Raw genomic sequence first — 22,625 nt, forward strand, 5'->3', positions numbered from 1 at the left:
AAGCTTGTCAGACGCCAACATTTATGGCGAAGACGCGACTGATGTGGGTGAGATCCTTCCCACTCTCACCAGACCGGCGGTCAAGTGCGAAGCCATTTCCTAGACGGCACGCGCTTGTCGTATGGCTTCAATCAGTTGCTCCTTCCCGAGCACGCCCGAAAAAGTGCTCTTTCCGATCACAAAGGACGGCGTACCGGCAAAATGAAAAGCCACGGCCTGATTGTAATTGCGGGTAAGGAGATCTGAAATCTTCCTGTCATTGCGCTGCACGGCCTCAGCGATCTCGGAAAGATCAAGACCAGCCGACGTCAGAAGTCTTTTGACGTCATCTTCACTGAGCGATGCGGGCGTTGCCATCAATGCATCCATGGCTTTCCTGTAGGCGCCGATCTCGTTCGCGCCAAGAACCGCCTGCGACGCGAATACGGAAACGTCGCCGAAGACCGGCCAGTCCTTCATGATCAACCTGACATTGCCATCTTCGGCAACGACCGATTCCACGTCTCGATAGCTTTTCTTGCAATAGGGGCATTGATAGTCAAAAAACTCGACGATGGTTACGTCGCCATGGGGGTTGCCAAGAACCGGAGCATCTGGATCGCGGAAAACATCGTCCTGCGTCAACTGTTGGGCAAGGCTCAGCCGAGGAGCCAAAGCAGCAGCAACGACGCCTCCGGCGGCGACAGAAAGAAATTGCCTGCGAATGAACATATCGTTTTCCTATTTTTGAATAATGCCGTCTTGGGCCTAGGGATCGGCTCTTGCGGCCAAAGCTGCTTTCAAGACTTCGTCTGCGCCGAACTCACCAATCAACCGTCCGACAGTGTGTCCGCCATCGGCCGGAAAGAAGATCATTGTCGGCGGCCCTACGACGTTCAGTTCGCGCATCAACTCACGCCGTTCAGGACTGATATCGGTCAGATCGACCTTGAATGTCTTCAGCGGCGTCAGCGCATCGGCGACGTCCGGCCTGGAGAAAACATTGCGATCGATCGAGCGGCAGCTCACACACCAATCGGCAGTAAAATAGACGAGGCTCGCCTTGCCAGCCGAACGCGCTGCATTGAGTTGGATGGCGAGCTGCGAGTTCGATGCGAGTGACGACATTTGGGCTTCCGGGTCCGCCCGCGAAGCGGTACGCACGCCGGCGAAGCCATCAAGCGGACGTAGCGGATCGACGGAACCTGCAGCAAAGCCGACAAGCAGCACCACCGCATAGACGGCCGCAAGCAGCCCCAGTGACTGCAAGCCCATACGAATTGGGGTCGTGCGGCCTTTCGCGACGTCAAATGCGCCCAAGAAAACAGCGATCGCCATGGTCCAGATAGCCCAGAGAGCAAGAGGTAGCCATTGCGGCAACACGGGTTGCGCCATCCAGATCGAAAAGGCGAAAAACATGAAGCCGAACACATACTTGACCGAAGTCATCCAAGCGCCAGCTCGCGGCAAAGCCTGAGCGCCAGCTGTTCCGAAAATCACCAGCGGGATGCCCTTGCCGAGACCGAGGGCGAAGAGCGTCGCCGCCCCGAGAACGATATCTCCCGTTCGAGCGACATACAGTAACGCACCCGCGAGCGGCGCTGTCACGCAGGGACCGATGATGAAGGCGGAGGAAAATCCGAGTATCGCGGCCGAACCAACCGAGCCGCCTCGCTTCTTGTCAAACCGGCTGAGACCCTTCACCCAGGCCGAAGGCAGTTGGAGTTCGAACATACCGAACATAGACAACGCCAGAAGAGCAAATATGCACGCCACGGCGGCGATCGTTATCGGCGATTGAAGGGCGATCTGCAGGTTTTCTCCCGTCCAGGCAGCCGCCGCGCCAAAAATCGCAAACGCCGAGGCGAGCGCGATTGCATAGCTTGCAGACAGGACGAAACCGCGCTGCGCAGTCAGCCTTTCTCCTTCGCGCGCGAGTGTGGCCGCCAAAATCGGATAAAGCGGGAAAACACACGGGGTAAACGCCAAGAGAAAGCCAAACCCAACGAAAGCGGCAAGGAGAAGCGGGACGCCCCCACGCGACAGGAAACCACCGACGATATCGTCCTCATTTGCCGCAGCAACTGCTGATCTAGCATCCACGGAGGTTGGCGCATCAGTAGCGCTGTCAGCCGTTGTCGGATTGGACCATGCTGATTGTCCGCCCATCGGTGGTGAAAAGACCGGCTGTTCGGAAACCGCAAGCGTTGTCGGATCGATGATGCGCCGAGCTGGAGGATAGCAGAGACCATGCTCCTGGCACCCCTGGTAGGTGACAGTCACGGACGAGCTCACGGGACCGAGCTCCGCATCGGCGTGATCGAAATAAACCTCAGATGTGCCGAAATTCGGGTCATTCTTTTCCGCTCCGGGCGGAGTTACGAGCGGAACAGAAGCGCCACCTGCGGTCTTGGCTGAGAGATATTGTCGGTAGAGATAATATCCTGGCGGCATCCGCCACAGCAGACGGATCGATCCGGACGACGTGCGATCCACTGAAAACTTGAATGCGTCGTTCATCGCAAGCGGCGTCTCGGCCGCGAGTACCGGGCTGGCGGCAAAGATGAATAAGAAGACAAAGGCCGGGAAGCGCATGCTTTGCTCGCAGAACGTGGAAACACTAAAAACGCCAGGCCGCTACGCGACGCGGGGCGACGGCTGGCCAACTAGTCGACCATTGTGCGAAGCAAGCCATCTGCGTCTTCCGGTTCGGCATCCAACAGGTCGGCACAGACCATGACGACCTCCCCGCCTGCTCCAGCCCGCAACGGTTGCCCGATCGATCAGGTTGTCAAGATCAGTGACAATCGATCTTTGACAATCGTGAAGTCGGTTCGGATGGTCATGGGAAATACGAGGTGCAGCGATCATGGCTTGGGACCTGAAATTGGTGATGTTCTGCCCGCCCGCGATCGCGGACGAGCGATGCTTGGTGACCGCGTCAGTCATGGAGCAGGCTGGGTCCTTACAGCATCCCAATTGGCATTTGCCTTTTTGATGTAACCGCCAATGTCGGACCGCCAAGTCTTTGCGACCTCGTCGTTGTAATTGAGATAGAGCTTATCATTGACGACGGTGAAAGCTTGCGGCTGGGTGGGCGCCTTGTGCCCCTCGGCGGTCCCGAAGGCGCAGTATCCACCATATTGCGGAGCATAGTGTCCCGGGTTCTTTGCAAAGGCATCGCGATGTGCAGCGGACGCGAAATAGAAAGTCGCGCCCTTGTAAGAGGTCGAGAACTCTCGCGCGCCCTTTACCGGCTTATGGTCGGTGAAATATGCGACAGCGTCGTAGCCGTTGATGGCAATGCCATCGGTTGTGAAGATTTCATCGGCGAAAGCGATCGACGCCGAAGACAGCGCGAGGACGGCTGCCGCCGCGAGAGGCACGATACGCGGGATGAACAAGGTCATGGTCTTCTCCTCTTAAGTTGACGAACAACCCCGATACGCAGATGGCCGGAAAGACGTTACAGGTCACAGCCTTCACGATTTTGTGCGTCCCTGTGCAGAAGCTCACTGCGAGCACATCGCAAGCACGACCTGAGCTCGAAGCTGCTGAATTTCCTGATCCTTCGCGGTAGACTCACGCTGCAGCTGATCGAAACGGGCATCGCCTGCCCGCGAAATCTCCCAAAATGTCACGCCGAAGACGACAGGAATGGTGGAGGCCATTTCGGGTTTGCCGGAAGGTTCTTGTCCAGTCGGTCCCTCCGCTGATGCGCGCCCCCAGAACTTAAGGGTGCAGTCGCTGTCAACATTGAGGCGAATAAAGGTCTCGACGGTGGCATCAGGTCGGCCGGTGGCATGGCGAAAAGCCGTCGTTCCAATGTGAAGCCGCAGTGTCGATGCATCGATGACGTGGGGCAGCATGGCGATGCCCGTCTCGACCTCGAAAGCAATTCCAGGGCGGACGCGGGAAAAATAGATAGGGATCTCGCGTTGGGATTGAACCAGGTGAGCGATGCTCGGTGTGATCACTTGCCCCCATGCGGCGGCGCCTTCCCCGAAATGATGTACGATGGCGTGGCCCATGCTGGGACAAACGATAGAATGCATCATGATCAAGTTCCTTTGTAACCTCTGGGCCGAACCTCTCGGTCAGATCTTGCCAAGGCCGAACACCTTGCTGATCATTAGTTCGCAAGATGCCGCCCGGTTGTTACAAGGATCATCAGCTAATTTTCGGAAAGAGGGTCATCGCGGAAAGCCGATCGCCGTCAGACCGGCATCGAGCATGTCGGCAGGTGCCTCGTGGCCGCCGGCATGGATACACATGATGCTGTCGCCCCGGATGCAGCCAGGCACATCGTCGCACTTGATTCCGTCTAGCGTGATCGCCTTTGCATCCTTCACGTCACATTTTGCGCGCGCACGCAGGATAGCCATGCTGTCATAGGCGTTGCCCTGGTGAAAGTTTGCGCCAATGGAGCGCCCGGCAAGCGGAAAGGTCTGATCCGCGGTTCCATGAAAATGGATGATTGGTGGAATGTCCGCGATGCAATCGTCAGCCCTTGGAAGGGGATCCCAGAAAACGCCAGAGAAGGTCACCATCGCGGCAGCTTTATCACCCTGTTGGCATGCCGTGTACCACGCCATCGAAGCGCCTATGGAAAAGCCTCCGACAATCGTTTTATCAGGCATGAACCCGTAGCGTTGTCGCAGATCGTCGAAGACGCTGGCGATGAACGTCTTTTCATCTCGTCCTGGGCGGGCGCTGTGGGGAAACGCCCAACTGCCATCGATGCCATCCACGGCAATATATGCAAGGTGATGCGACAGCGTCGTATCGACTAGCGGGCGTTGTTGCATCTGCAATTCAGCTGAGCTTTTGTATCCATGGAAAAAGACATAGGCACCACGAATGTCGCCGTCTTTCGGCAGCTCGATCCGATAGTTCCCATCTAGAACCCGACACGGGGTCGGCCCGCCACAAGCAACTGCGGCGAAAAGATGGAGCGGCAACACCATCAATATCAAAAGGCATAACAAAAGACTTCTGGCCATCGAGACGGTCTCCACTGAATGCAGTGAGATGCGTAGGCGCTCGTTTGATCCAAGACAATTTGCTTGAAGATCAAATTAGCGAGAGGGGTCATCAGGGACGGCGCTGTTTTCATCTTATTGAGACACTCTGACTTCATACGGAAGTAGCGATGCCACATGAGGTAGGGTCCCATTAGGGCGGACGTGCAAGAGCTTCGCACAAGCGGTTTCGCCCGTGACCGTCAGGGTAATTCGGCCAAGGTGTCGAGAAAGGCGCAAACGGCCGGGCTGGATCGGCGGCTTCGGGCCGCAGCGTCGTGATGTTGTGTCGATCTACGGCACAGTCCGCGAGCATCGAGACCAACGCTCCACTCCTCACCCATACAGCGGCCATAAAGCTCGTCGCCATTCCGATACCCGCGCCCGCAGCAACGGTCGCGAGTACAGCTTCGCTCGCATCGACGACGATGCCGAATGATGGGACGATCTCGATCTCTCTATTACGCTCCTATGAAGCAGCCCGCGCCAGGCCATGCCGCACGTAGAACACCGATCCCGCAAGGGTCTGAACACCGGGCTGAGAATTCACATGTGCCGCTGCGAAAACGGGAGCGGATAATGCAAGGCCTCCTATCATCAGGAGGCCTTCAGCGGTTTCGTCTCTGTCTTTTCCGCTGTCCGTAACCTCTTTGTCCCACAGCGCTCAAACCCTCCGCATTGCAAAACCGCGTTCACCGCATCCAGGCGATCGCACAGTGGGGCCGCTACGGCCGAGGCCATGCCCTGAGACCAATCCCCAGAGCCGTCTCCCGTCTATCCGAATTTAAGTTGAGGTGACATCGCCACGACAGGCCTTAATTGATGCGCAATCAAGGAATTGCGGCCGTCAGACGCCTTGGTTGAATATCCGTGAGCAACCGCTCCCGCAGCGCATCAATGAAAACTCGCACCCGGGCGGGCACGCGGGTACGGGTAGGGAAAACCGCCCAGATACCAATTCCGACCGGTTCGACGTCAGAAAGGACGATGCTCTGCAATTCTCCGCGTTCGATGAGTTTGTGGACGTCCCAGTAGGTCATCATGGCGATACCGACACCCGCGACGCACGCTGCCCGAACTGCATCGACCGTACTAGCTGAAAACGGACCGCTTACACGAACGCGATGAAGTTCGCTACCACGCATAAACGGCCAAGTGTCCATCGCGTGTAGTTTGATGCACGGGTGCGCCACCAGGTCGCCTGTCGTCGATGGTCTTCCATGGCGGTTGATGTAATCGGGTGACGCGCAAAGGGTATAGGGATTGTCGGCCACTTTCGTCGCAACCATGTCGGAAGGCTTCATTAGCGCGACGCGAACGGCAACGTCCAGACCCGTTGTCGCAATGTCGATAACACCGTCGCTGAGAGTCAGGTCGACGTGTAGCCCGGGATTGCCGGCGATCAAATCGGCCACGACGGGAACAACGATGGAGTGGCCGATAACGTTTGGAGCCGTAATTTTCAATACGCCTGAGAGGCCTGAGCGGCCGGAGGACACCGACTCAAATGCTGAATCGCGAGCTTCGATGAGTGTAATGGCATGGGGCAAAAAGGCCTCGCCCTCAGGCGTTAGCGAAAGGGATCGCGTTGTTCGGTGGAACAAGCGCGCGCCCAACTCGGCTTCAAGGCCTGCTAACCTGCGGCTGACTAGCATTGGCGTAAGACCCAACTGACGAGCCGCGGCCGACAGGCTGCCGACGGACGCGATGACACGAAAGAGAGTTACGTCCGCTAGGTCCATATTTTAACGCTAGGCGATATACTGCTTAGCGTCAATCCCATCTTCTCCCCTCGGCATTCAAAAGCTATTTCTAGAGCCAGCAGCCGATTATCTCTGACATTCATGCTGAGTACGGCCGATTTTATGCTCTGGAGGTTTGGATGATAAACATTGATACTAGCACGCTTTTCGCGCCGATCGTTATAAAAGGCCATCCTGTGAAGAACCGCCTCTCGGTCGCGCCGATGACACGCATCACCGCGACCGAGGACGGCCGGGCAACCGAGACGATGAGCCGCTACTACGAGCGCTTCGCGCGGGGCGGTTTCGGCGCGGTGACCACGGAAGGCATCTACACCGACCAGGCTTTCTCGCAGGGTTACATCAGTCAGCCGGGCATGACTGACGAGGCCCAAGCCAGCGCCTGGAAGCCGGTCGTCAACGGCATCAAGGCACATGGAGCGCTCGCGATCGCCCAGTTAATGCACGCCGGCGCAATCAGCCAGGGCAATCGCTTTCGAGACACCACGGTCGGGCCGTCTCCAATCCAACCCAAGGGCGAGCAGATGACGTTTTATGACGGCAAGGACCGCTACGTTTTGCCCAGCACGATGACGGAGGAGCAGATCGCCGATGCCATCACTGGTTTTGCCGGCTCAGCCGCACGGGCGATCGAAGTCGCCGGGTTTGACGCCATCGAAATCCACGGCGCCAACGGCTACCTGCTCGACCAGTTTTTGACCGACTACGCCAACACGAGAATGGATCGCTGGGGCGGTGCCACTGAGAACCGCGTGCGATTGATTCTAGAAACGTTCAAGGCGGTTCGTGCGGAGGTCGGCGCCAATGTCCCTGTCGGCGTCCGGATCTCGCAAGGCAAGGTGAACGATTATCATCATAAGTGGGCGGGTGCGGAGAGCGACGCCGAAATCGTCTTCGGCAGCCTCGCCGATGCTGGCGCCGACTTCATCCATGTTACCGAGTTCGAGGCCTGCAAGCCTGCGTTCGCCGAGGGTGGCCCATCATTGATGCGCCTCGCCAAGCGATACGCACCCAAAGCAGCGATCTTTGCCAATGGCAGTCTGCACAATGTTGAGCAGGCCGTGGCTGCGCTTAACGACGGCGCCGATGTCGTCACGATAGCGCGGGGAGCCCTGGCAAATCCCGACCTGCCTAAACGCTGGTCCAGCAACATCGCCCTGGAGGAGTTCGATCCCACGATCCTCGGTCCAATCGCTAACATCAAGGAAACTGAACTGGCGATGTGATGGCCGCGCTGCTGGCAACTGCCTCGAACGCAGATCGAGGTCAATCAAAATGGGTAGCGTTGCAATATTCTGGATGCAGCTTCTGGTGAATTGCGTCGTCTTGGCCGTCCTCGCGGCATGGTACCAATGGCCAACACTGGCCAATCTACGTCGCAATTCCGCTCCAATTCCGCTGCTCTGGATGCAGTGCCCCACTATATGGGAATGACGTTGTTGGTTATGGGTATGGTCGATCCGAAACTGCCCAACGAGTTCCTTTCCAGCGCGGCTTACGGTGATCTGTTGGAAGCGGCGCTGGCTCTCGCCTCCATCTTCGCTCTGCGGAGCAACTCGCGCGGCGCCGTTTTGCTCGTATGGGTGACCAATATATGGGGATTTGTCGATCTACTAAGGGGTGTACGTAGCGTCTTGCAGTTGAACGTTCCAAGCTTCAACCTGATCACCTTCTGATATATCTACACGTTCTACGCCCGCTGGTGATTATCTCTCATGCGATGATCTTCTGGGTTTTAATCAAGTCTGGATCATGGAAGAAGTAAGGCTTCAGCTATCGGCGTCAGGAAACAACATTCGCCGCATCGTCCGCAGCTTGGGGGCCAAGTAATTTAGGAGGCACAGATGGCAGAGCGCGCAACTGCGATCATCTTCGGCGTTGGCCCCGGCCTTGGCTGGGCGCTTGCAAAGCGTTTCGCGATAGAGACCATGCAGGTCGCAGTAGTCGCTCGGAACGAAGAGAAGCTGAATTCACTAATTCAGTCCGAAGGGGCTCACGATATTCGCGCTTATGCTGCCGACGTTTCAAATAGCGATGATGTCCTCCGGGTCTTCAATGATGTCGGTCGCGATCTCGGAGAACCAGATCTCGTCGTATTTAACGCCGGCGCCTTTCAAAAGGCCAACGTCCTCGACATCAATCCTGCCGACTTTGAGCGATGCTGGCGCATCGGCTGCCTTGGGGGCTTGCTCGTCGCGCAAGCGGCCGCACGTCGTATGATCAAGCGGGGACACGGGACAATCATCTTCAGCGGTGCGACCGCCGCGCTGCGAGGCAGCGCTGGCTTTGCCAACCTGGCCGTCCCGAAATTCGGCTTGCGCGCCCTCGCCCAGAGCATGGCTCGTGAGCTGGGACCCCAAGGCGTACACGTCGGATTCGTTGTTATTGATGGACAAATCGAGTCCGAACGCTATCGGCATCTGGTCGAAGAGCGCGGGGAGGATTCTCTCCTGGCATCGGATGCGATCGCTGAGCTTTATCTGCAACTACATCGACAGCCGCGCAGCGCCTGGTCCCACGAGATCGATGTTCGTCCATGGTCGGAGAAGTTCTAGCTTGCTGGACCGGCGGTGATGTTAGACCGCAGAGAAGTTTTCTTCAAACCAGCTAACGAAGGCGCGTGCTTTCGCCGTCGGCAGTCTCCCACTCGGATAGAGAGCCCACAAGTCAGCGCTCGGAAGCTTCCAGTCAGCAAGCACCGGAACAACGCTCCCGCTCGCAAGCTCTGGTTCCATCATCCAGCGTGCGCTGATCGCGACGCCAAGACCGGCAATTACCGCCTCGCGAACGCCCTCGGCCGCACTGCATGAGAGCCGGGTGGGAATGCGCACGGACGTATCTTCAGTTGCGCGACGAAAACGCCATTCCTCCGCCACCAAGCCCTGTGTGTAGACAATTGCAGTGTGGTCGAGGAGATCATCCGGAGCGGATGGTATACCCATTCGCGAGAGATAGGCCGGGCTTGCCACGACCAAGCGTTCGCAGCTTGCAAGTTTACGTGCGGTAAGGCTGGAATCGGGTAATTCGCCAGCACGCAGGGCCACGTCAATATTCTCGCCCAACAAGTCAATGTAGCGGTCATCCATGACGAAATCGACGCGAAGATTGGGATGCGCGTCCAAGAATGCGCCGATCCTCGGGACAATGTGTAATCTGGCGAAGGTGACGGACGCGCAAACGCGCAATCGCCCATCGAGCCCTTTGCTCAATCCACGAGCAGCAGTCTCAGCCTCATTGGCTTCCGCGAGTGTTCGGCGCGCGCGCTCATAGAAGGCCTGCCCAGCTTCCGTTGGGTGAAGTTGGCGGGTCGAGCGGACGAGAAGCCGAACCTGGAGATGATCCTCCAATGCCGCAACCAATTTCGACACAGCCGGCTGCCCAATCCGCAGATCCTGCGCAGCCGCCGAGAAGGAGCCCGTCTCAACGACCCGGACAAATACCTCCATCGCATGCAACCGATCCATATTACACCATATATTCTAATTAGGAATATATCCTATCGCCTCAGCCATCCTTCCGCAAGGATGAGGAATAGTTCATCTAGGCATTACGCCAGCAATATTGCTGGATGGACCAGGAGAATTTTGATGACCCTTCAGGAAACCCTAGCCACGATCGCGAAATCCGGCCTGCCACTGCAAGGCAAGCTCGATGCATTAAAATTCGAGTTTGATAACAACATCGCGCCGCCGGCGGCCGTCGAGGTACTGCACCGTGCCACCGAAGAACTGATCTCGTCCGGCGCGCAGAGCCGCGCACTGAAAGTTGGGGACGTTGCGCCAGAGTTCATCCTTCCTGATCCTGATGGCAAACTCGTCTCTTCCCGAGTGCTCCTCGAATACGGACCACTTGTGGTCACGTTCTATCGCGGCGCCTGGTGTCCATTCTGCAACTTCGACCTGAGCGCGCTTGAAGAAGCCCGTTCGGAAATCGAAGCGCGCGGCGCGACCTTGGTTGCGATCTCGCAGCAAACGGCGCCCAACAGCCGCAAATCACAGCGGCAGAACGGACTGGGGTTTCCGATCCTCGGTGACCATGGCGGCGAAATCGCCGCTCAGTTCCGCTTGCGCTGGACTTTGCCGGCCTATCTGCGTGAGGTCCAGAAGGGGCTCGGTGCGGACCTGACGCAGTTCAACGGAGAGGACAGTTGGACCCTGCCGATGCCCTCTCGATACGTGATCGCCCAGGATGGTACGATCGCCTACGCTGAGGTCAACGCAGACTATACGCAGCGCCCCGAGCCTTCTGCGATATTCCCGATTTTAGAACAGCTGTCGCGCCGGTAGGCCGACGATCCTTTGGCAATTCGCCCATTCAAGTCTTCGGCGCCTAAAATGCTGAAGACTATGCGCCCAAATCCAAAGTTCTATTTGTTGCGGGTTGCGATCGCCTATAACACACCAGGAAAGATAATGATAACGATGCCCCTTCCAGTAATCCCCTCGATCGAAACCGCCTCGGCTGTGGTGGCGTCGCTTTTTTAGTGTCCGCCATCGTCCAACATTTAACGAATACGATTAAGCGCGGCGCCCAGTCTGGCATGGCATCGTATGTCTGGATGGCGCCCGCTTGGCAAGGTGATTTAGGCGATGTTTGAGCTTGGCGGGTCGGGTGCAGTCATGTCTCCGGCCTGTAAGCGCGGTTTGATATGACCGCTGGCCCTGATGTTTTGCGCTCAAACCGATCCCTATCAACTTACCGCGCTTTGCCGCGCTATACGATGCCACGGGTACTTCGGTTCGTACGGTCCATTCCGCTTGTGCCTTCACATCACTCCTTCGTCACGCCGCCAACTTTTGTGCCCAAGGGCAATTCGAACAACGTCTTGCTTATTGCGTTGCCAGGTTTGCTTCATAGCTCCCGGCTCTGGTCATTATCGCCTATGCGATGCGCGCCATTTTATTCGCCAGAGCGACAGCCACAAGCTTGAAGGATTTCTTCGCCAGCAAGGCTCTTGCCCAGTCCGCCAGTGGCGATTTGGTTTTGCCATTCTTGATGCTGTAGAGCGCCGCATGCGCTCCGACCACCAAGAGCTTTCGCAAATGCCGGTTGCCCATTTTGGAGATCCGGCCAAGCCTCGGCTTGCCGCCGCTCGAATATTGTCGAGGCACCAACCCCAGGAATGCCGCGAACTCTCGTCCACCCTCGAAAAGGCCCGGATCTGGAATACTTGCCGATAGAAACGACGCCGTAATCGGCCCGATGCCGGGGATCGAGGCAAGACGAAGACTGACGTCATCCTTGCGATGTATGGCGAGGATCTCCTTGTCGAGTTTGGCAATCTCAGCTTCAATCCCAATCAGGTCGGTCGCCAGCGGCTGCAATGCGAGCCGCATGGTTTCCGGGAGAGCCTTCTCATTGGAACCTTGTCCCATTCTTTCCAGGATGAGAAGAAGGTCTCCAACATTGCGAGCGCCTTGCGCGACCACTATGCCCAGCTCTGCAAAATGGCCACGCAGTGCATTCATCAGTGCGGTTCGCTGCGAGATCAGCAGTTCCCATGCGCTATGCAGCATCAATGTCGCTTGCTGTCCTTCACTCTTCACTGACACGAACCGCATCGAAGGGCGAACCACCGCTTCGCAGATTGCTGCCGCATCGGCGGCATCGTTCTTATGCCTTTTGACGAAAGGCTTGACATACGCTGGTGAGATCAACCTGACCTCATGTCCCAGTTCCATCAGTGTGCGGGCCCAATGATGGGCTGTCGAGCAGGCTTCCATGCCGATCAGGCAGGGTGGTAGTTTTGTGAAGAAAGCGATCATGTTGGCGCGGCGCAAGGCTTTGCGCAGAACGACCGGCCCCTGCGCATCGACACCGTGCAATTGGAAAACATTCTTTGCGATATCAAGCCCAATTGTCGTAATATCGTCCATGGTGGGTGGCTCCTCTCTTGGGTTTTGCAAAAAACCATTTTGGCACATTCGATGCCGTCGGAGGGCGCCATCCACCACATCAAGTTAAAGGGCTCCGGTCACTCCGCCGTTTATGGTATGGCTCGGCACTCAACGTGCTCAGTGCCCGACACCTGCCTGGGCACAGCCGCAGACTTATTGAGCCATAACCACGCCTGACAGTTACAGGACGGACGCCGGCGCGGATCGGGGCATCTCGCGCATCTGTTTCAACATCTGAACCGCAGCTCAGATTCCCAATCCGCTTTGGAAGGAAGATCTGTATGGGCGCCCAACCACTCCATCGGAGCCAGAAGGAGGTGGGCAGCAGTACTTACCTCGTTACTCGGAAATCGGTTGTCGCGCGTCTGGCGGATTGTAAAAAAACGAGGCGCGCACTACAACTTATCTGGCGACGATTAGGATAGATAGCGCTCTGTTACACGTCGCGGCTAAGCGGCATTGGCGCGGATCGGCGACGGGCACCGAGACGCCTGATCGGAGATAGGTTGGGAATTTGCGAAAACAGCTTTCATTTCCGAGGTTTGATATGCAGATTACATGGCGCGCCGTTTTTCTGGCGACCACGACATTTCTTTGTGTCACCGCATTTCAGGCGCGGCGGCAGACGAACGGGCAGAAATGGTTAAAGGACCCGAATTATCCGTGCGCATCGGTCTCGCCGGTATCGCTCGCCGTCGGCCGGACCTATTGGGTCGGCGAATGCGCGGTCAATAAGGCAAGTGGCTTCGGAATGCTCAGGCGGCGCGACGGCGACCACGCCGGTCGCGCCTTTTATGGCGAGATGCGCGTCGGCGTTCCGGCGGTCGGCGTTATCGACAACGAGGGTTACCGCGTCGGCCGCTTCAAGGATGGCGACATCGGTGACGATGCGGAGCTTGTGTTTCAAGTCAGGATGGATGCATTCGAAGCGGCTGTCAGAGCAGCCCGCGAGGTTGATGCCGATATGCCAAACAGGGAAATCAGACTTCCGCCCGCCTGCACGAGGGGGTCGCGAAACAGCTTGAGGAGCAGATCGAATAATGTCGCAAGCTCTCATCCGGCCTTTGTTGCTCGCAGCCTTGTCGCTCACAATCTTGCCGGCCTTTTCCCGGGCTCAAAGCATCCCGTCAAACGGTCCAGCCCTTCCGGCGGAGGTCGAAGCCTTTGTCACCCGGCGGAACGACTGCGACCATTTCCGTGGCGAAGCCTCGCCTGATGCGGGCCGTCAGGCTCAGATCGACAAGGAGGTACGCCGGCTTTGCACCGGCACCGACGCCGCGTTGGCGCGTCTCCTGAAGCGCTATGCCAAGAACGCTGCAGTTCAGGGGGCGTTGGCAGATTACGAGTCAAATATAGAAAGACACTGAAGTCCTTCTTTTCTCCCAAGCGTGGGTGGTTCAGCATCGCAGCTCGAGAAACTCATGACACGATCGGATTTATCAAGACGAACAATAGATCGTCTGAGCGTTGCCCAGTCCTTCGCAAAGTTCTCGCTTTGCCAATCATGCCTTTGGCAATATGCCGCAGAGAAGGGTTTCAATAACGGTTTCTGCTGCCTTCTCGTAATCCTCCGCCTTGAGGCGACTTTTGCGCAAAGCGTCACATGCCAGCGGCTCGAAGTCGCTATAGAACTGCGTTGCGGCCCATAGCATGATAAACAGATGCCGAGCGTCGGTCGGCATCATCTTCCCAGCGGCTATCCATCCGTCCACGACCTCGACATGCCGATCCGTGACCTGGCGCATGTGTTCGCGATCCTTTTTCTTCAGAAAACGCGCGCCATGGATAATCTCACTGGCGAACAGGCGGGATTCTGCAGCATTCCTGCGCGTATATTCCAACTTCGCCCGCACGTAGTTTCTGAACGCGTCAGCAGGTTCGCTTTCGGCAGTTATCGGCTTGAGTGCATCGTCCCAGCTTTCGATCAGATGGGCGACGATGGCGGTATAAATCTCCTCCTTGGAGGAAAAGTAGTAATAGACGTTCGCCTTGGGTAGGCCGGACTTTTCCGCGATTTCCGCAATGCGCGTCCCATCGAAGCCCTTGCGTGAGAAGACGTCTATTCCAGCCTTCAAGATCAGCCGTCTGTTGCGTTCGCGAATTCGCTCTTCCTGGTCTCTCGCCGTTCTTGCCATGCCTGCTCCTCGCCTCCCGTCGCTTCCCGATCTTTCCAAGGCAGCACCAACGGATTTGCTCCATGTGTCGCCTTTCCGCTGGAAATGCAAGCTTCCGTCCTTGCGAAAATCCTGACCATATCGTCAGCTTTTTTTGACTGAAACGTCATTTTCTGTGTTCGTAAGTTGACACTTTGGTCAGCTTTTGCCTAGTCTTCTCGTCAACGATAAAGGGGACAACCGCTGATGCCGATGCGATTGAGAGATGCGATGGCGGAAACGTTGGGCGATTGGGAAGCCGACCTTCCGGTTGCCTGGCGCGCGGCGATCGGACCCATTGGAGATGATCTATCGGGCATTGACGCCGGACTGGAATTCGAAGCCTGGGAACCCATCTTCCCGGTGCGCCGCGGCAAGCACTTTCCCGGCCAGCCCAGCGGTGCTCACGCGCTGCGCGCCTTCGACGACATCGCCCCCGAAGCAGTGCACTGCGTGGTCCTCGGCCAGGACCCTTATCCGGAGCCCGGTTTTGCAACGGGCCGTGCCTTCGAGGCGGGCAATCTGGCGGGGTGGCATGAACTCGACAAGATGTTTTCGAAAAGCATCCGGGCCTACATGCAGCTGATCGTTGCTGCGCGCACCGGCAATGATGCTTATGCCCGCGCCTTCGACGACTGGCCGGCCACGCGAAAGTATCTGGAAAATCCGGAAAACGGCTTCGAGAGCACAGCTGAGATAGCAGATCGATGGGTGCGGGAAGGCGTACTCCTGCTCAATGCGTCGTTGACGCTCTCACGTTTCAAGGTGGATATCGATCCACACCAGTCTCGTGGTCACCTGCCCTTCTGGAGGCCGCTTATGCTGCGCATCGCCGAAATACTGATTGCGCGTGGCAGTCCACTGGTTTTCATCGGCTTCGGCAAGGCAGCCCAGAGCATTCTGGGAGAGGCGGGCCTGACGGAGGGCCTTTCCGGCCAGGTCGGCTGCGTACTGCGCGAACATCCAGCTTTCGCGGACGAGGTGCTTGGCAAGGAAAACCCTTTCACCCTTTGCAACAGCTATCTGGAGATGATGGGTGCGCAGCCCATCGCGTGGTGACGGCGATGGTTCAGGCAAATCACTACGATTTCATCATCGTCGGTGCCGGGTCGGCGGGTTGCGTGCTTGCCAACCGGCTCTCGAGAGATCCGGCAAACAATGTGCTGCTTCTGGAAGCCGGTGGCCGGGATCGCAACCCGCTGTTTCGCCTGCCCATGCTCATGGGGAAGCTGTTCCATTCGGGCATCTACAACTGGCACTATCATACGGAGCCGGAGCCCTATCTCAACGGGCGCTCGCTTTATTGGCCGCGCGGCAAGGTGTTGGGCGGCACATCGACGATCAACGGCATGATCTATGTTCGGGGCAACCGTCATGATTACGATCGCTGGTCGCAAATGGGCTTACCCGGCTGGTCCTATGATGAAGTGTTGCCGGCCTTCCGCCGATCCGAGGTGCACGTCGAGCGCAATGATGCGTTTCATAATGATGACGGCGAGCTGACGGTCTGCCGGGCACGCGGCTCCAATCAGCTGATCGATGTCTTCTGTGAAGCCGGCAGCCAGGCGGGCTATCCGCTGAACGACGATTTCAATGGCGCGAGCCAGGAAGGTTTCGGACGTTACGACTTCACGATCAAGAAGGGCAAGCGGTGGTCCTCCGCTTGGGCGTTCTTGCGCCCTGCGCTCGATCGACCAAACCTGACGGTTCTAACGGAGGCTGAGACCAGCCGGGTTTTGATCGAAAATGGCCGTGCCGTTGGTGTCCGCTATATCGTCGGCGGCGTCGAGGCCACCGCCCATGCAGATCGCGAGGTCATTCTGTCAGCCGGAGTCGTCAACACGCCGAAAGCGCTGTTGCTGTCAGGAATAGGACCTGCGGGTGAATTGATGAAGGTCGGCGTGAAACCGCTTCACGATCTTCCCGGTGTCGGCAAGAATCTGCAGGACCACGTCGACTGTGTTATGAGTTGGGAATGCCGCGAACCGATCACTCTTTTCGGCGATCTGCGCGCCGACAGGCTTATCCCGGCCGTCGCCCAGGGCATGCTTTTTGGCAAGGGCATCACCACGACATTTCCCTACGAAGCCGGCGCATTTATTCGTTCGAATGATGCCCTGGTAGCGCCGGACATTCAGCTGCATTTCATGCCGGCACTGGAAAAGACCGCGAATCTGCATTTTCCGAATCCGTTCCGGAAGCGCGCCACCGAGGCCGATCACGGTTTTACCCTGCGCGTCGGCCCGGTCAATCCGCTGAGCCGTGGCGAGATCACCTTGCGATCCTCCGATCCTGCGGACGCGCCAAAAATACAGGCCAACTACCTGCAGGCGGATTTCGACATTCGCACCATGATCGATGGCATCAGGCTGACCCGCGACGTGATTAGCCAGAAGGCCTTCGACAGATATCGCGGCCGGGAACTGGCCCCCGGCCCCCAAGCGGACACGGATGCCGCGCTGACGAAATGGCTGCGCGCCACGGCCATGACGACATTCCATCCCGTGGGTACCGCGAAGATGGGTACCGATCCGATGGCCGTCGTCGACGCGAAGCTCAAGGTCCATGGAATAGACGGCCTGCGCGTAGCCGACGCTTCGATCATGCCGATCATTTCGAGTGGCAATACCAATGCCCCTTCTATCATGATCGGCGAGAAATGTGCCGAATTCATCCTGACAGCATAGGACCGGACCGATGATCCTCGAACACCGCATGTACACGTTTCGGCCCGGTACGGTCGACAGATGGATGAAGAAGTACGAGGCCGAAGGCCTGCCGGTGCAGAAGCGGCATCTCAATACCTACGTTGGCCTATACGTCTCCGAGATCGGCACGCTGCATACGACGGTGCTGATGTGGGCCTACGACAGCCTTGCAGATCGCGAGCGGCGGCGCAAAGCCATGTACGCAGATCCCGACTGGCAGAAATTCATCTCCGAAGTCTGGGCGCTCGACGCGATCCAGAAGCAGGAGGTGATGATCATGTATCCGGCGCCCTCCTCTCCCGCCGTAACAACACAAACCGGAGAGTAATTACACGGTCGGAACCACCGGCCGAACCCGAAACGCAAGTCAGGCAACAAAATAAGGGAACATCACCATGACTGGCAACAACATTGGGACTTTCAAGAATATGACAATAGGCCGGCGCAGCTTTTTGCAGATGGGTGTGGGTGCCGCTGCACTGGGGCTTGCAGACGGCCTGATCCCCGGCCTGGCGCGTGCCGCAGGCGGTCTCGTCGCCCTGGTGCATACGCAGGCCGCGGGCGATAATGGCCCTGTCGATTCGATGATCGAGAAGCTCAAGCAGCTCGCAGGTGAAAAAGGCTTCCAATACCGCGCGGTCTACGCCCAGGACCCGGCTACCTACGAAACGGTATTCCGCACGCTGGCAGATGCCGGTGCGGCGATCATCGTTTCGACCTTCAACGAGGTGGCCGAACCCTTCAAGGCTCTCGCGCCTTCCTATCCCAACACCAAGTGGATTCAGCTCTTCGCTGACCCCTTCACTCCAACCATCGCGAATGTCGTCACAGTTTCATACGACTACTACCTGGGATGCTATCTCTCCGGTATGTTCGCCGCCAAGGTCTCGAAGACCGGCAAGATCGGCTATATTGGTGGTATCTCCATTCCGCCACTCAACGCCGATTTCAATGCGCTGAAGGCCGGCGCGTTGTCGGTCAACCCGAATGCTGCCGTTACCTCCGCCTTTGCCGGCTCGTTCCAGGATCCGGCGAAGGGTCAGGAAATCGCCACACAGATGTATAATGACGGCATCGACTATATCCAGACGGATTCGGCAGCGACCGACGGTGGCATCATCGCGGCGGCCAACGAGAAGGCCGGACGCATGGTATCAGGCATCTCGCCAGCCCAATACAAGCTCGGACCCAAGTCAGTCATTGCACTCGTCTCGCTGGATTTCGGCCAGTCTCTCTACAACGAGGTGACGAAAGCACTCGACCCGAGCTGGAAGGGTGACCATATGCCGACCGGCCTCGGCACAGGCGTCATCGACTTCATCGCTTCTCCGGTCTTTGCCAGGCAGGGTCCGAGCGAATTGGCAGCCGAGGCACAGGAAGCCTGGGCCGATCTCGAAAAGGCGAAGAAGGGCATCCTGGACGGAACGATCAAAGTGCCGTTCAGCACCACGCTCTGATCTGAGGCAAGGAGTTGGCGATCCCTACCCGGATTGCCCTGGGTCCGCGGCCCCGTCTCACTCGCCCTCGTCAGGGCCGCGAACCCGTCCGTCGATGGCCTTTTTAGTCGGATCTTTGGGATAAGACATGTCTAATTCGTTTCAACCCGCGCTGAGCCTCGGCAGCGTCACCGTGCGCTATGGCGAGGTGGCGGCACTTTCCGGTGTTTCCGTTGGATTCGCGCCGGGTCTCATCCATGCTGTCGTCGGCCAGAACGGCGCGGGCAAGACGACGTTCGCTCGCGTCGCCGCTGGCATCGTCCGGCCGGCCGACGGCGTCGTCAGCATCCACGGTCGCGCAATCCGCACCGGCGATGTCGGAGAAAGCCGGGCGGCGGGCGTGGAGCTTGTGCATCAGAGTTTTGCTTTGCCTCCCTCCTTCACTGTTGCGGAAGCTATGGAGTTCGGCGCAAGCGGCAAGGGTGGCATCTTCTCCCGAAAGGGTTTGGTCAGGCGCTGGACACCGCATCTCGAAAGCCTCGAAGTGCAGATCGATTTCGGCAAACGCATTCGCGATTTGCCGATCGAAACGCAGCAAGGTATCGAGATCGCCCGCGCGCTGGTGACGGATGCCAAAATCCTCGTCCTCGACGAGCCCACCGCTGTACTGTCGCCATCGGGCATCGAGACGCTTTTCGCCCGCGTTCGAAAGCTGAAGGAACGCGGCGTCACCGTCATCCTTATCCTTCACAAGATTCGCGAAGTTCTGGGTATCGCCGACACGGTGACGGTGCTGCGTGGCGGGAAGCTGATCGACGGCCCGCTCGCCTGCACCGATATCAGTGCCGAACGCCTCGCAACACTGATCGTCGGCGACGCCGTCCGGAACATTGGAGCCGACGACCGAAAAGCCCTGACCGGCTCGGAGACTGTTGATCATGCGCAAGGCCAAAGTTCGCTGGACGCAGCTCCTGTCCTGGCATTGTCAGGCATTTCCACCAGGCCGGACAGCGAAGGCACGGCGCTGGATGGCATCAATCTTTTGCTCAGGCCAGGCGAGATACTCGGCATCGCCGGCGTCGAGGGCAATGGTCAGAAGACATTGGTGCGAGCCATCGCCAATCTTGCCGACCTTGCTTCGGGTAATATCACACTGGGCGGCCACGACATAAGCACCAAACCGCTGACCGTCCGCCGTCGACTGGGACTTCGCATCATTCCCTTCGAGCGCAATGTTGAAGGGCTCAGCCTCACGAGTTCGCTCTGGGAAAACTGGAGCGCCCGCGACCTGCTCCAGGGATCACTGCTCCGGCTGGTCAATCCCTCGAAAATCCGAAGTCTTTGCGACAAGGCGCTCAAAGGATGGGACGTTCGCTATTTCTCGTCGCTACAGAAGGCTGGATCACTTTCAGGCGGCAATGCCCAGAAGGTCATCCTCGCACGCGAGATCGATCAGGACGCCAAGGTTATCATCGCCGCACAGCCGACACGCGGGCTCGACATTGGCGCCACAACCTTCGTCTGGCAATCGCTGCGGGCAGCGCGAGATCGGGGTTCGGCCATCTTGCTTATCTCCTCCGATCTGGATGAGCTGTTCGATATTTCCGATCGGGTGATGGTCATGCTGTCCGGCAGGTTCGTGGGCGAATTCGCTCCTGCGTACGATATTCAGGCTGTGGGTGCTGCCATGACGGGGGTGGGAGGAAGTGCGGCAAGACCGGCGGCTACGGAGGCATTCACATGAGGGACCGTATCCTCACTATCATTCGCAGTCTGATTTTCGTGCTTCTGGCCCTGGTGCTCTGCGCCATCGTCTTCCAGTTTGCCGGCTACGACGCCTGGCTTATGCTCACTTCGGTTGCTGACGGCGCCTTCCTGCATCCAGGCGCGTTGCAGCAAAGCCTTCGCTGGGCCCTGCCGCTGTTTATAACCGCCGCTGGTGTCTCGATCTCCTTTCGCGCCGGCTTCTTCAACATTGGCGCACAAGGTCAGTTCTACGTCGGCGCAATATGCGCGGCCTTTGCGGCCGAATGGCTGAAAGGCGGCCCCGCGGTAGTTGTCATACCTGCCTGTTTCATCGCAGGAATGACCGGCGGCGCGCTTTGGGCGCTATGGCCAGGTTTGCTGCGGCTTCGCTCCGGAACGGACGAGGTGATCACCACGCTCATGGGCAACTTTCTCGCAGGCCTACTGCTAATCTATGTCACCTCCGGCCCGCTCAAGGATCCATCCGGCTCCGGCCAGCAAGCCTCTAGCCGACCGCTCGATGCCGCTTATCGCATTTCCAATTCGCTTGGTCTGTCGCCGGCCATCATCGTCATCGCGGCGTTAGTCGGCATTGCCATGTGGTTGCTCGTCAACCGCACCGCCTTCGGTGTGCTGGCGAACCTTGCGGGCCGCAATGGCACCATGGTGCAGTGGCAGGGTGCAAAGCTCTGGCAACTGGGCCTATCCTCATTCCTGATCTCAGGCGCAATGGCGGGACTTGCGGGCACGATCGAGCTGATGGGTCCGAATGGTCGTCTTGCCTCCGGCTTCCTGCCGACCCACGGCTTTACTGCCATCCTGATTGCCCTGGTCGCTAATCTGTCGATTGTCGGAACCACGGTCGTCTCGCTCTTCTTCGGCGGGCTTGCCTCTGCTGCTCTCTATCTACCGATTATGGCGGGCCTGCCTGCAGCGGCCATCGACATCATCAATGCCGCCATCGCGCTCTTCATCACCGCCCGTGCCGGGTTTCTCGACCGGCTTCTCAAGATCGGAAGGCGCTCACCATGAACGACGTCATAATTGCCATCCTTCGATCCGGCACGCCGCTCGTCTATGTGACCCTTGCCGGCATGATTGCGCAGCGCGCCGGCGTCTGGAACCTCGGCCTCGAAGGCATCATGATCATCGGCTCGTGTGCGATCATTCTCGGCATCATGCTAACCAATTCCTTCTGGCTCGCCATGCTGATCGCTATCGTCCTCTGCGTGCTGGCTTCCGTCCTGCTCTGGTTTGTCATCGACCGGCTCAAGGCAAATCCGATCATCGCCGGCCTGGGCCTGACGGGGCTCGGCATCGGCGGCACAGCTCTCGCGGTGGAATCGATCTTCGGCAGCCAGGCGACCGTCTCTGCCCCTTTCGGCGCGCCGAAGCTGGGTCCGGCCTTTGGCGATTACGGAGTGCTTTCAATTTTCGTGCCTTCCATGCCCTTCGTCGTCTTAGGTCTGTGGGTGCTACTTAGACGCACACGCTTTGGCTTGCGGCTTGCAGCCTGCGGCGAGCACCCCTTCGCTGCGCGCTCGATTGGCGCCAACCCATCGCGGATGCGGCTGATTGCCCTTTGCATAGGCGGTGTGCTCTGCGCTCTCGGTGGAGCGGAACTGGCGGCGGGCAGCCTGCAGTTCTTTGCCCAGGGCATGACGTCGGGGCGGGGATTCATGGCTTTCGCCGCCGTCATATTCGGCGCCGCCCATCCCATCGGCTCAAGCTTCGCAGCACTCTTCTTCGCGGTCGTGGGTGCCATCGGCATTCGCGCCCAGCTTACTTTCGGTGACAAGGTTCCCCAGGATCTCCTACAGGCACTGCCTTACCTGGCCACCATCCTCGGCGTCTGGCTTTCGGGCAAGCTGCGCGGCGGCGCGAAGGCGGCGACCGGTTTTGCCGAACTCAAAGACCAATAA

General features: G+C 58.2%; 21 protein-coding genes and 2 pseudogenes. 13 read left to right on the forward strand and 10 right to left on the reverse strand.

Annotation, left to right across the window (positions count from 1 at the left end; genetic code table 11):
• Positions 1 to 99: 99 nt before the first annotated feature.
• The 5 genes from HGP16_RS19040 to HGP16_RS19060 all read right to left on the reverse strand — a co-directional run bounded on the left by HGP16_RS19040 (position 100) and on the right by HGP16_RS19060 (position 4,982).
• Positions 100 to 711: a DsbA family protein gene (locus HGP16_RS19040; RefSeq protein ID WP_168841570.1), complete on the reverse strand. Its 612-nt coding sequence runs from the start codon at positions 709 to 711 to the stop codon at positions 100 to 102.
• Between the two features lie 36 nt (positions 712 to 747).
• Positions 748 to 2,574 (reverse strand): protein-disulfide reductase DsbD, encoded by a 1,827-nt coding sequence (gene dsbD / locus HGP16_RS19045; RefSeq protein ID WP_168841571.1) that lies wholly within the window; start codon positions 2,572 to 2,574, stop codon positions 748 to 750.
• A 350-nt stretch (positions 2,575 to 2,924) separates the two neighbouring features.
• Positions 2,925 to 3,389 carry a YHS domain-containing (seleno)protein gene (locus HGP16_RS19050; protein ID WP_168841572.1) on the reverse strand — a complete coding sequence of 155 codons (465 nt, stop codon included), beginning with the start codon at positions 3,387 to 3,389 and terminating at the stop codon, positions 2,925 to 2,927.
• Between the two features lie 102 nt (positions 3,390 to 3,491).
• Entirely contained in the window at positions 3,492 to 4,037 is a 546-nt protein-coding gene (locus tag HGP16_RS19055) for a hypothetical protein (protein WP_168841573.1), read from the reverse strand.
• Positions 4,038 to 4,172: 135 nt separating this feature from the next.
• Positions 4,173 to 4,982: a PHB depolymerase family esterase gene (locus HGP16_RS19060; protein WP_168841574.1), complete on the reverse strand. Its 810-nt coding sequence runs from the start codon at positions 4,980 to 4,982 to the stop codon at positions 4,173 to 4,175.
• Positions 4,983 to 5,461: 479 nt separating this feature from the next.
• Between HGP16_RS19060 and HGP16_RS34040 the strand changes: the two are divergent.
• Positions 5,462 to 5,798, forward strand: a pseudogene (locus HGP16_RS34040) (DDE-type integrase/transposase/recombinase); the annotation flags it as partial.
• A gap of 32 nt (positions 5,799 to 5,830) precedes the next feature.
• Here HGP16_RS34040 and HGP16_RS19065 read toward each other — a convergent pair.
• Positions 5,831 to 6,550, reverse strand: coding sequence for a substrate binding domain-containing protein (locus HGP16_RS19065; RefSeq protein ID WP_246705574.1), 720 nt, complete (start codon positions 6,548 to 6,550; stop codon positions 5,831 to 5,833).
• A gap of 18 nt (positions 6,551 to 6,568) precedes the next feature.
• A pseudogene (locus tag HGP16_RS34045) lies at positions 6,569 to 6,742 on the reverse strand (LysR family transcriptional regulator); the annotation flags it as partial.
• A 140-nt stretch (positions 6,743 to 6,882) separates the two neighbouring features.
• Between HGP16_RS34045 and HGP16_RS19070 the strand changes: the two are divergent.
• The 3 genes from HGP16_RS19070 to HGP16_RS19080 all read left to right on the forward strand — a co-directional run bounded on the left by HGP16_RS19070 (position 6,883) and on the right by HGP16_RS19080 (position 9,318).
• Positions 6,883 to 7,989 carry an NADH:flavin oxidoreductase gene (locus HGP16_RS19070; RefSeq protein WP_205927534.1) on the forward strand — a complete coding sequence of 369 codons (1,107 nt, stop codon included), beginning with the start codon at positions 6,883 to 6,885 and terminating at the stop codon, positions 7,987 to 7,989.
• Between the two features lie 126 nt (positions 7,990 to 8,115).
• Entirely contained in the window at positions 8,116 to 8,439 is a 324-nt protein-coding gene (locus tag HGP16_RS19075; RefSeq protein ID WP_205927535.1) for a hypothetical protein, read from the forward strand.
• 168 nt (positions 8,440 to 8,607) lie between these two features.
• Positions 8,608 to 9,318, forward strand: coding sequence for an SDR family NAD(P)-dependent oxidoreductase (locus tag HGP16_RS19080; protein WP_168841576.1), 711 nt, complete (start codon positions 8,608 to 8,610; stop codon positions 9,316 to 9,318).
• 21 nt (positions 9,319 to 9,339) lie between these two features.
• Here the strand turns inward: HGP16_RS19080 and HGP16_RS19085 are convergent, their stop codons facing one another.
• The gene (locus tag HGP16_RS19085; RefSeq protein WP_205927536.1) at positions 9,340 to 10,227 is read right to left on the reverse strand and encodes a LysR family transcriptional regulator; all 888 of its coding nucleotides are present in this window, start codon (positions 10,225 to 10,227) and stop codon (positions 9,340 to 9,342) included.
• Positions 10,228 to 10,350: 123 nt separating this feature from the next.
• On the opposite strand from HGP16_RS19085, the gene HGP16_RS19090 reads away from it, so the two are divergent.
• The gene (locus HGP16_RS19090; RefSeq protein WP_168841577.1) at positions 10,351 to 11,049 is read left to right on the forward strand and encodes a peroxiredoxin-like family protein; all 699 of its coding nucleotides are present in this window, start codon (positions 10,351 to 10,353) and stop codon (positions 11,047 to 11,049) included.
• Positions 11,050 to 11,643: 594 nt separating this feature from the next.
• Here HGP16_RS19090 and HGP16_RS19095 read toward each other — a convergent pair.
• On the reverse strand, positions 11,644 to 12,639 hold the full coding sequence (locus tag HGP16_RS19095; protein WP_168841650.1) for an IS110 family transposase: 996 nt from the start codon (positions 12,637 to 12,639) through the stop codon (positions 11,644 to 11,646).
• A gap of 568 nt (positions 12,640 to 13,207) precedes the next feature.
• Between HGP16_RS19095 and HGP16_RS19100 the strand changes: the two genes are divergently transcribed.
• Entirely contained in the window at positions 13,208 to 13,876 is a 669-nt protein-coding gene (locus HGP16_RS19100) for a hypothetical protein (protein ID WP_246705565.1), read from the forward strand.
• Positions 13,877 to 14,162: 286 nt separating this feature from the next.
• On the opposite strand, the gene HGP16_RS19110 is transcribed toward HGP16_RS19100, so the two are convergent.
• Positions 14,163 to 14,795, reverse strand: a complete 633-nt coding sequence (locus tag HGP16_RS19110) for a TetR family transcriptional regulator C-terminal domain-containing protein (protein WP_168841579.1) — start codon at positions 14,793 to 14,795, stop codon at positions 14,163 to 14,165.
• Between the two features lie 249 nt (positions 14,796 to 15,044).
• On the opposite strand from HGP16_RS19110, the gene HGP16_RS19115 reads away from it, so the two are divergent.
• From HGP16_RS19115 to HGP16_RS19145, 7 genes are all read left to right on the forward strand, one after another.
• The gene (locus HGP16_RS19115; RefSeq protein WP_168841580.1) at positions 15,045 to 15,872 is read left to right on the forward strand and encodes a uracil-DNA glycosylase; all 828 of its coding nucleotides are present in this window, start codon (positions 15,045 to 15,047) and stop codon (positions 15,870 to 15,872) included.
• Between the two features lie 5 nt (positions 15,873 to 15,877).
• Positions 15,878 to 17,500, forward strand: a complete 1,623-nt coding sequence (locus HGP16_RS19120) for a GMC family oxidoreductase (protein WP_168841581.1) — start codon at positions 15,878 to 15,880, stop codon at positions 17,498 to 17,500.
• A gap of 10 nt (positions 17,501 to 17,510) precedes the next feature.
• Positions 17,511 to 17,849, forward strand: a complete 339-nt coding sequence (locus tag HGP16_RS19125; protein ID WP_168841582.1) for an NIPSNAP family protein — start codon at positions 17,511 to 17,513, stop codon at positions 17,847 to 17,849.
• A gap of 106 nt (positions 17,850 to 17,955) precedes the next feature.
• Positions 17,956 to 18,978: a BMP family ABC transporter substrate-binding protein gene (locus HGP16_RS19130; protein WP_168841651.1), complete on the forward strand. Its 1,023-nt coding sequence runs from the start codon at positions 17,956 to 17,958 to the stop codon at positions 18,976 to 18,978.
• 127 nt (positions 18,979 to 19,105) lie between these two features.
• Positions 19,106 to 20,701 (forward strand): ABC transporter ATP-binding protein, encoded by a 1,596-nt coding sequence (locus HGP16_RS19135; RefSeq protein ID WP_168841583.1) that lies wholly within the window; start codon positions 19,106 to 19,108, stop codon positions 20,699 to 20,701.
• Positions 20,698 to 21,735 carry an ABC transporter permease gene (locus tag HGP16_RS19140; protein ID WP_168841584.1) on the forward strand — a complete coding sequence of 346 codons (1,038 nt, stop codon included), beginning with the start codon at positions 20,698 to 20,700 and terminating at the stop codon, positions 21,733 to 21,735. Before HGP16_RS19135 ends, HGP16_RS19140 begins: the two co-directional genes overlap by 4 nt.
• Positions 21,732 to 22,625: an ABC transporter permease gene (locus HGP16_RS19145; protein WP_168841585.1), complete on the forward strand. Its 894-nt coding sequence runs from the start codon at positions 21,732 to 21,734 to the stop codon at positions 22,623 to 22,625. The genes HGP16_RS19140 and HGP16_RS19145 overlap by 4 nt, the downstream gene beginning before the upstream one ends.

It is taken from the genome of Rhizobium sp. P40RR-XXII, from assembly GCF_012641405.1.
Classification (GTDB): Bacteria; Pseudomonadota; Alphaproteobacteria; order Rhizobiales; family Rhizobiaceae; genus Rhizobium.

What these genes read in the sequence shown, in the direction of transcription:
- HGP16_RS19060 (WP_168841574.1), bottom strand. Translation starts at nt 4,982, where the DNA reads ATGGCCAGAAGTCTTTTGTTATGCCTTTTGATATTGATGGTGTTGCCG.
- HGP16_RS19050 (WP_168841572.1), bottom strand. Translation starts at nt 3,389, where the DNA reads ATGACCTTGTTCATCCCGCGTATCGTGCCTCTCGCGGCGGCAGCCGTC.
- HGP16_RS19075 (WP_205927535.1), top strand. Translation starts at nt 8,116, where the DNA reads ATGGCCAACACTGGCCAATCTACGTCGCAATTCCGCTCCAATTCCGCT.
- HGP16_RS19100 (WP_246705565.1), top strand. Translation starts at nt 13,208, where the DNA reads ATGCAGATTACATGGCGCGCCGTTTTTCTGGCGACCACGACATTTCTT.
- HGP16_RS19095 (WP_168841650.1), bottom strand. Translation starts at nt 12,639, where the DNA reads ATGGACGATATTACGACAATTGGGCTTGATATCGCAAAGAATGTTTTC.
- HGP16_RS19090 (WP_168841577.1), top strand. Translation starts at nt 10,351, where the DNA reads ATGACCCTTCAGGAAACCCTAGCCACGATCGCGAAATCCGGCCTGCCA.
- dsbD (WP_168841571.1), bottom strand. Translation starts at nt 2,574, where the DNA reads ATGCGCTTCCCGGCCTTTGTCTTCTTATTCATCTTTGCCGCCAGCCCG.
- HGP16_RS19145 (WP_168841585.1), top strand. Translation starts at nt 21,732, where the DNA reads ATGAACGACGTCATAATTGCCATCCTTCGATCCGGCACGCCGCTCGTC.
- HGP16_RS19080 (WP_168841576.1), top strand. Translation starts at nt 8,608, where the DNA reads ATGGCAGAGCGCGCAACTGCGATCATCTTCGGCGTTGGCCCCGGCCTT.
- HGP16_RS19070 (WP_205927534.1), top strand. Translation starts at nt 6,883, where the DNA reads ATGATAAACATTGATACTAGCACGCTTTTCGCGCCGATCGTTATAAAA.
- HGP16_RS19140 (WP_168841584.1), top strand. Translation starts at nt 20,698, where the DNA reads ATGAGGGACCGTATCCTCACTATCATTCGCAGTCTGATTTTCGTGCTT.
- HGP16_RS19040 (WP_168841570.1), bottom strand. Translation starts at nt 711, where the DNA reads ATGTTCATTCGCAGGCAATTTCTTTCTGTCGCCGCCGGAGGCGTCGTT.
- HGP16_RS19125 (WP_168841582.1), top strand. Translation starts at nt 17,511, where the DNA reads ATGATCCTCGAACACCGCATGTACACGTTTCGGCCCGGTACGGTCGAC.
- HGP16_RS19120 (WP_168841581.1), top strand. Translation starts at nt 15,878, where the DNA reads ATGGTTCAGGCAAATCACTACGATTTCATCATCGTCGGTGCCGGGTCG.
- HGP16_RS19085 (WP_205927536.1), bottom strand. Translation starts at nt 10,227, where the DNA reads ATGGATCGGTTGCATGCGATGGAGGTATTTGTCCGGGTCGTTGAGACG.
- HGP16_RS19110 (WP_168841579.1), bottom strand. Translation starts at nt 14,795, where the DNA reads ATGGCAAGAACGGCGAGAGACCAGGAAGAGCGAATTCGCGAACGCAAC.
- HGP16_RS19115 (WP_168841580.1), top strand. Translation starts at nt 15,045, where the DNA reads ATGGCGGAAACGTTGGGCGATTGGGAAGCCGACCTTCCGGTTGCCTGG.
- HGP16_RS19055 (WP_168841573.1), bottom strand. Translation starts at nt 4,037, where the DNA reads ATGATGCATTCTATCGTTTGTCCCAGCATGGGCCACGCCATCGTACAT.
- HGP16_RS19135 (WP_168841583.1), top strand. Translation starts at nt 19,106, where the DNA reads ATGTCTAATTCGTTTCAACCCGCGCTGAGCCTCGGCAGCGTCACCGTG.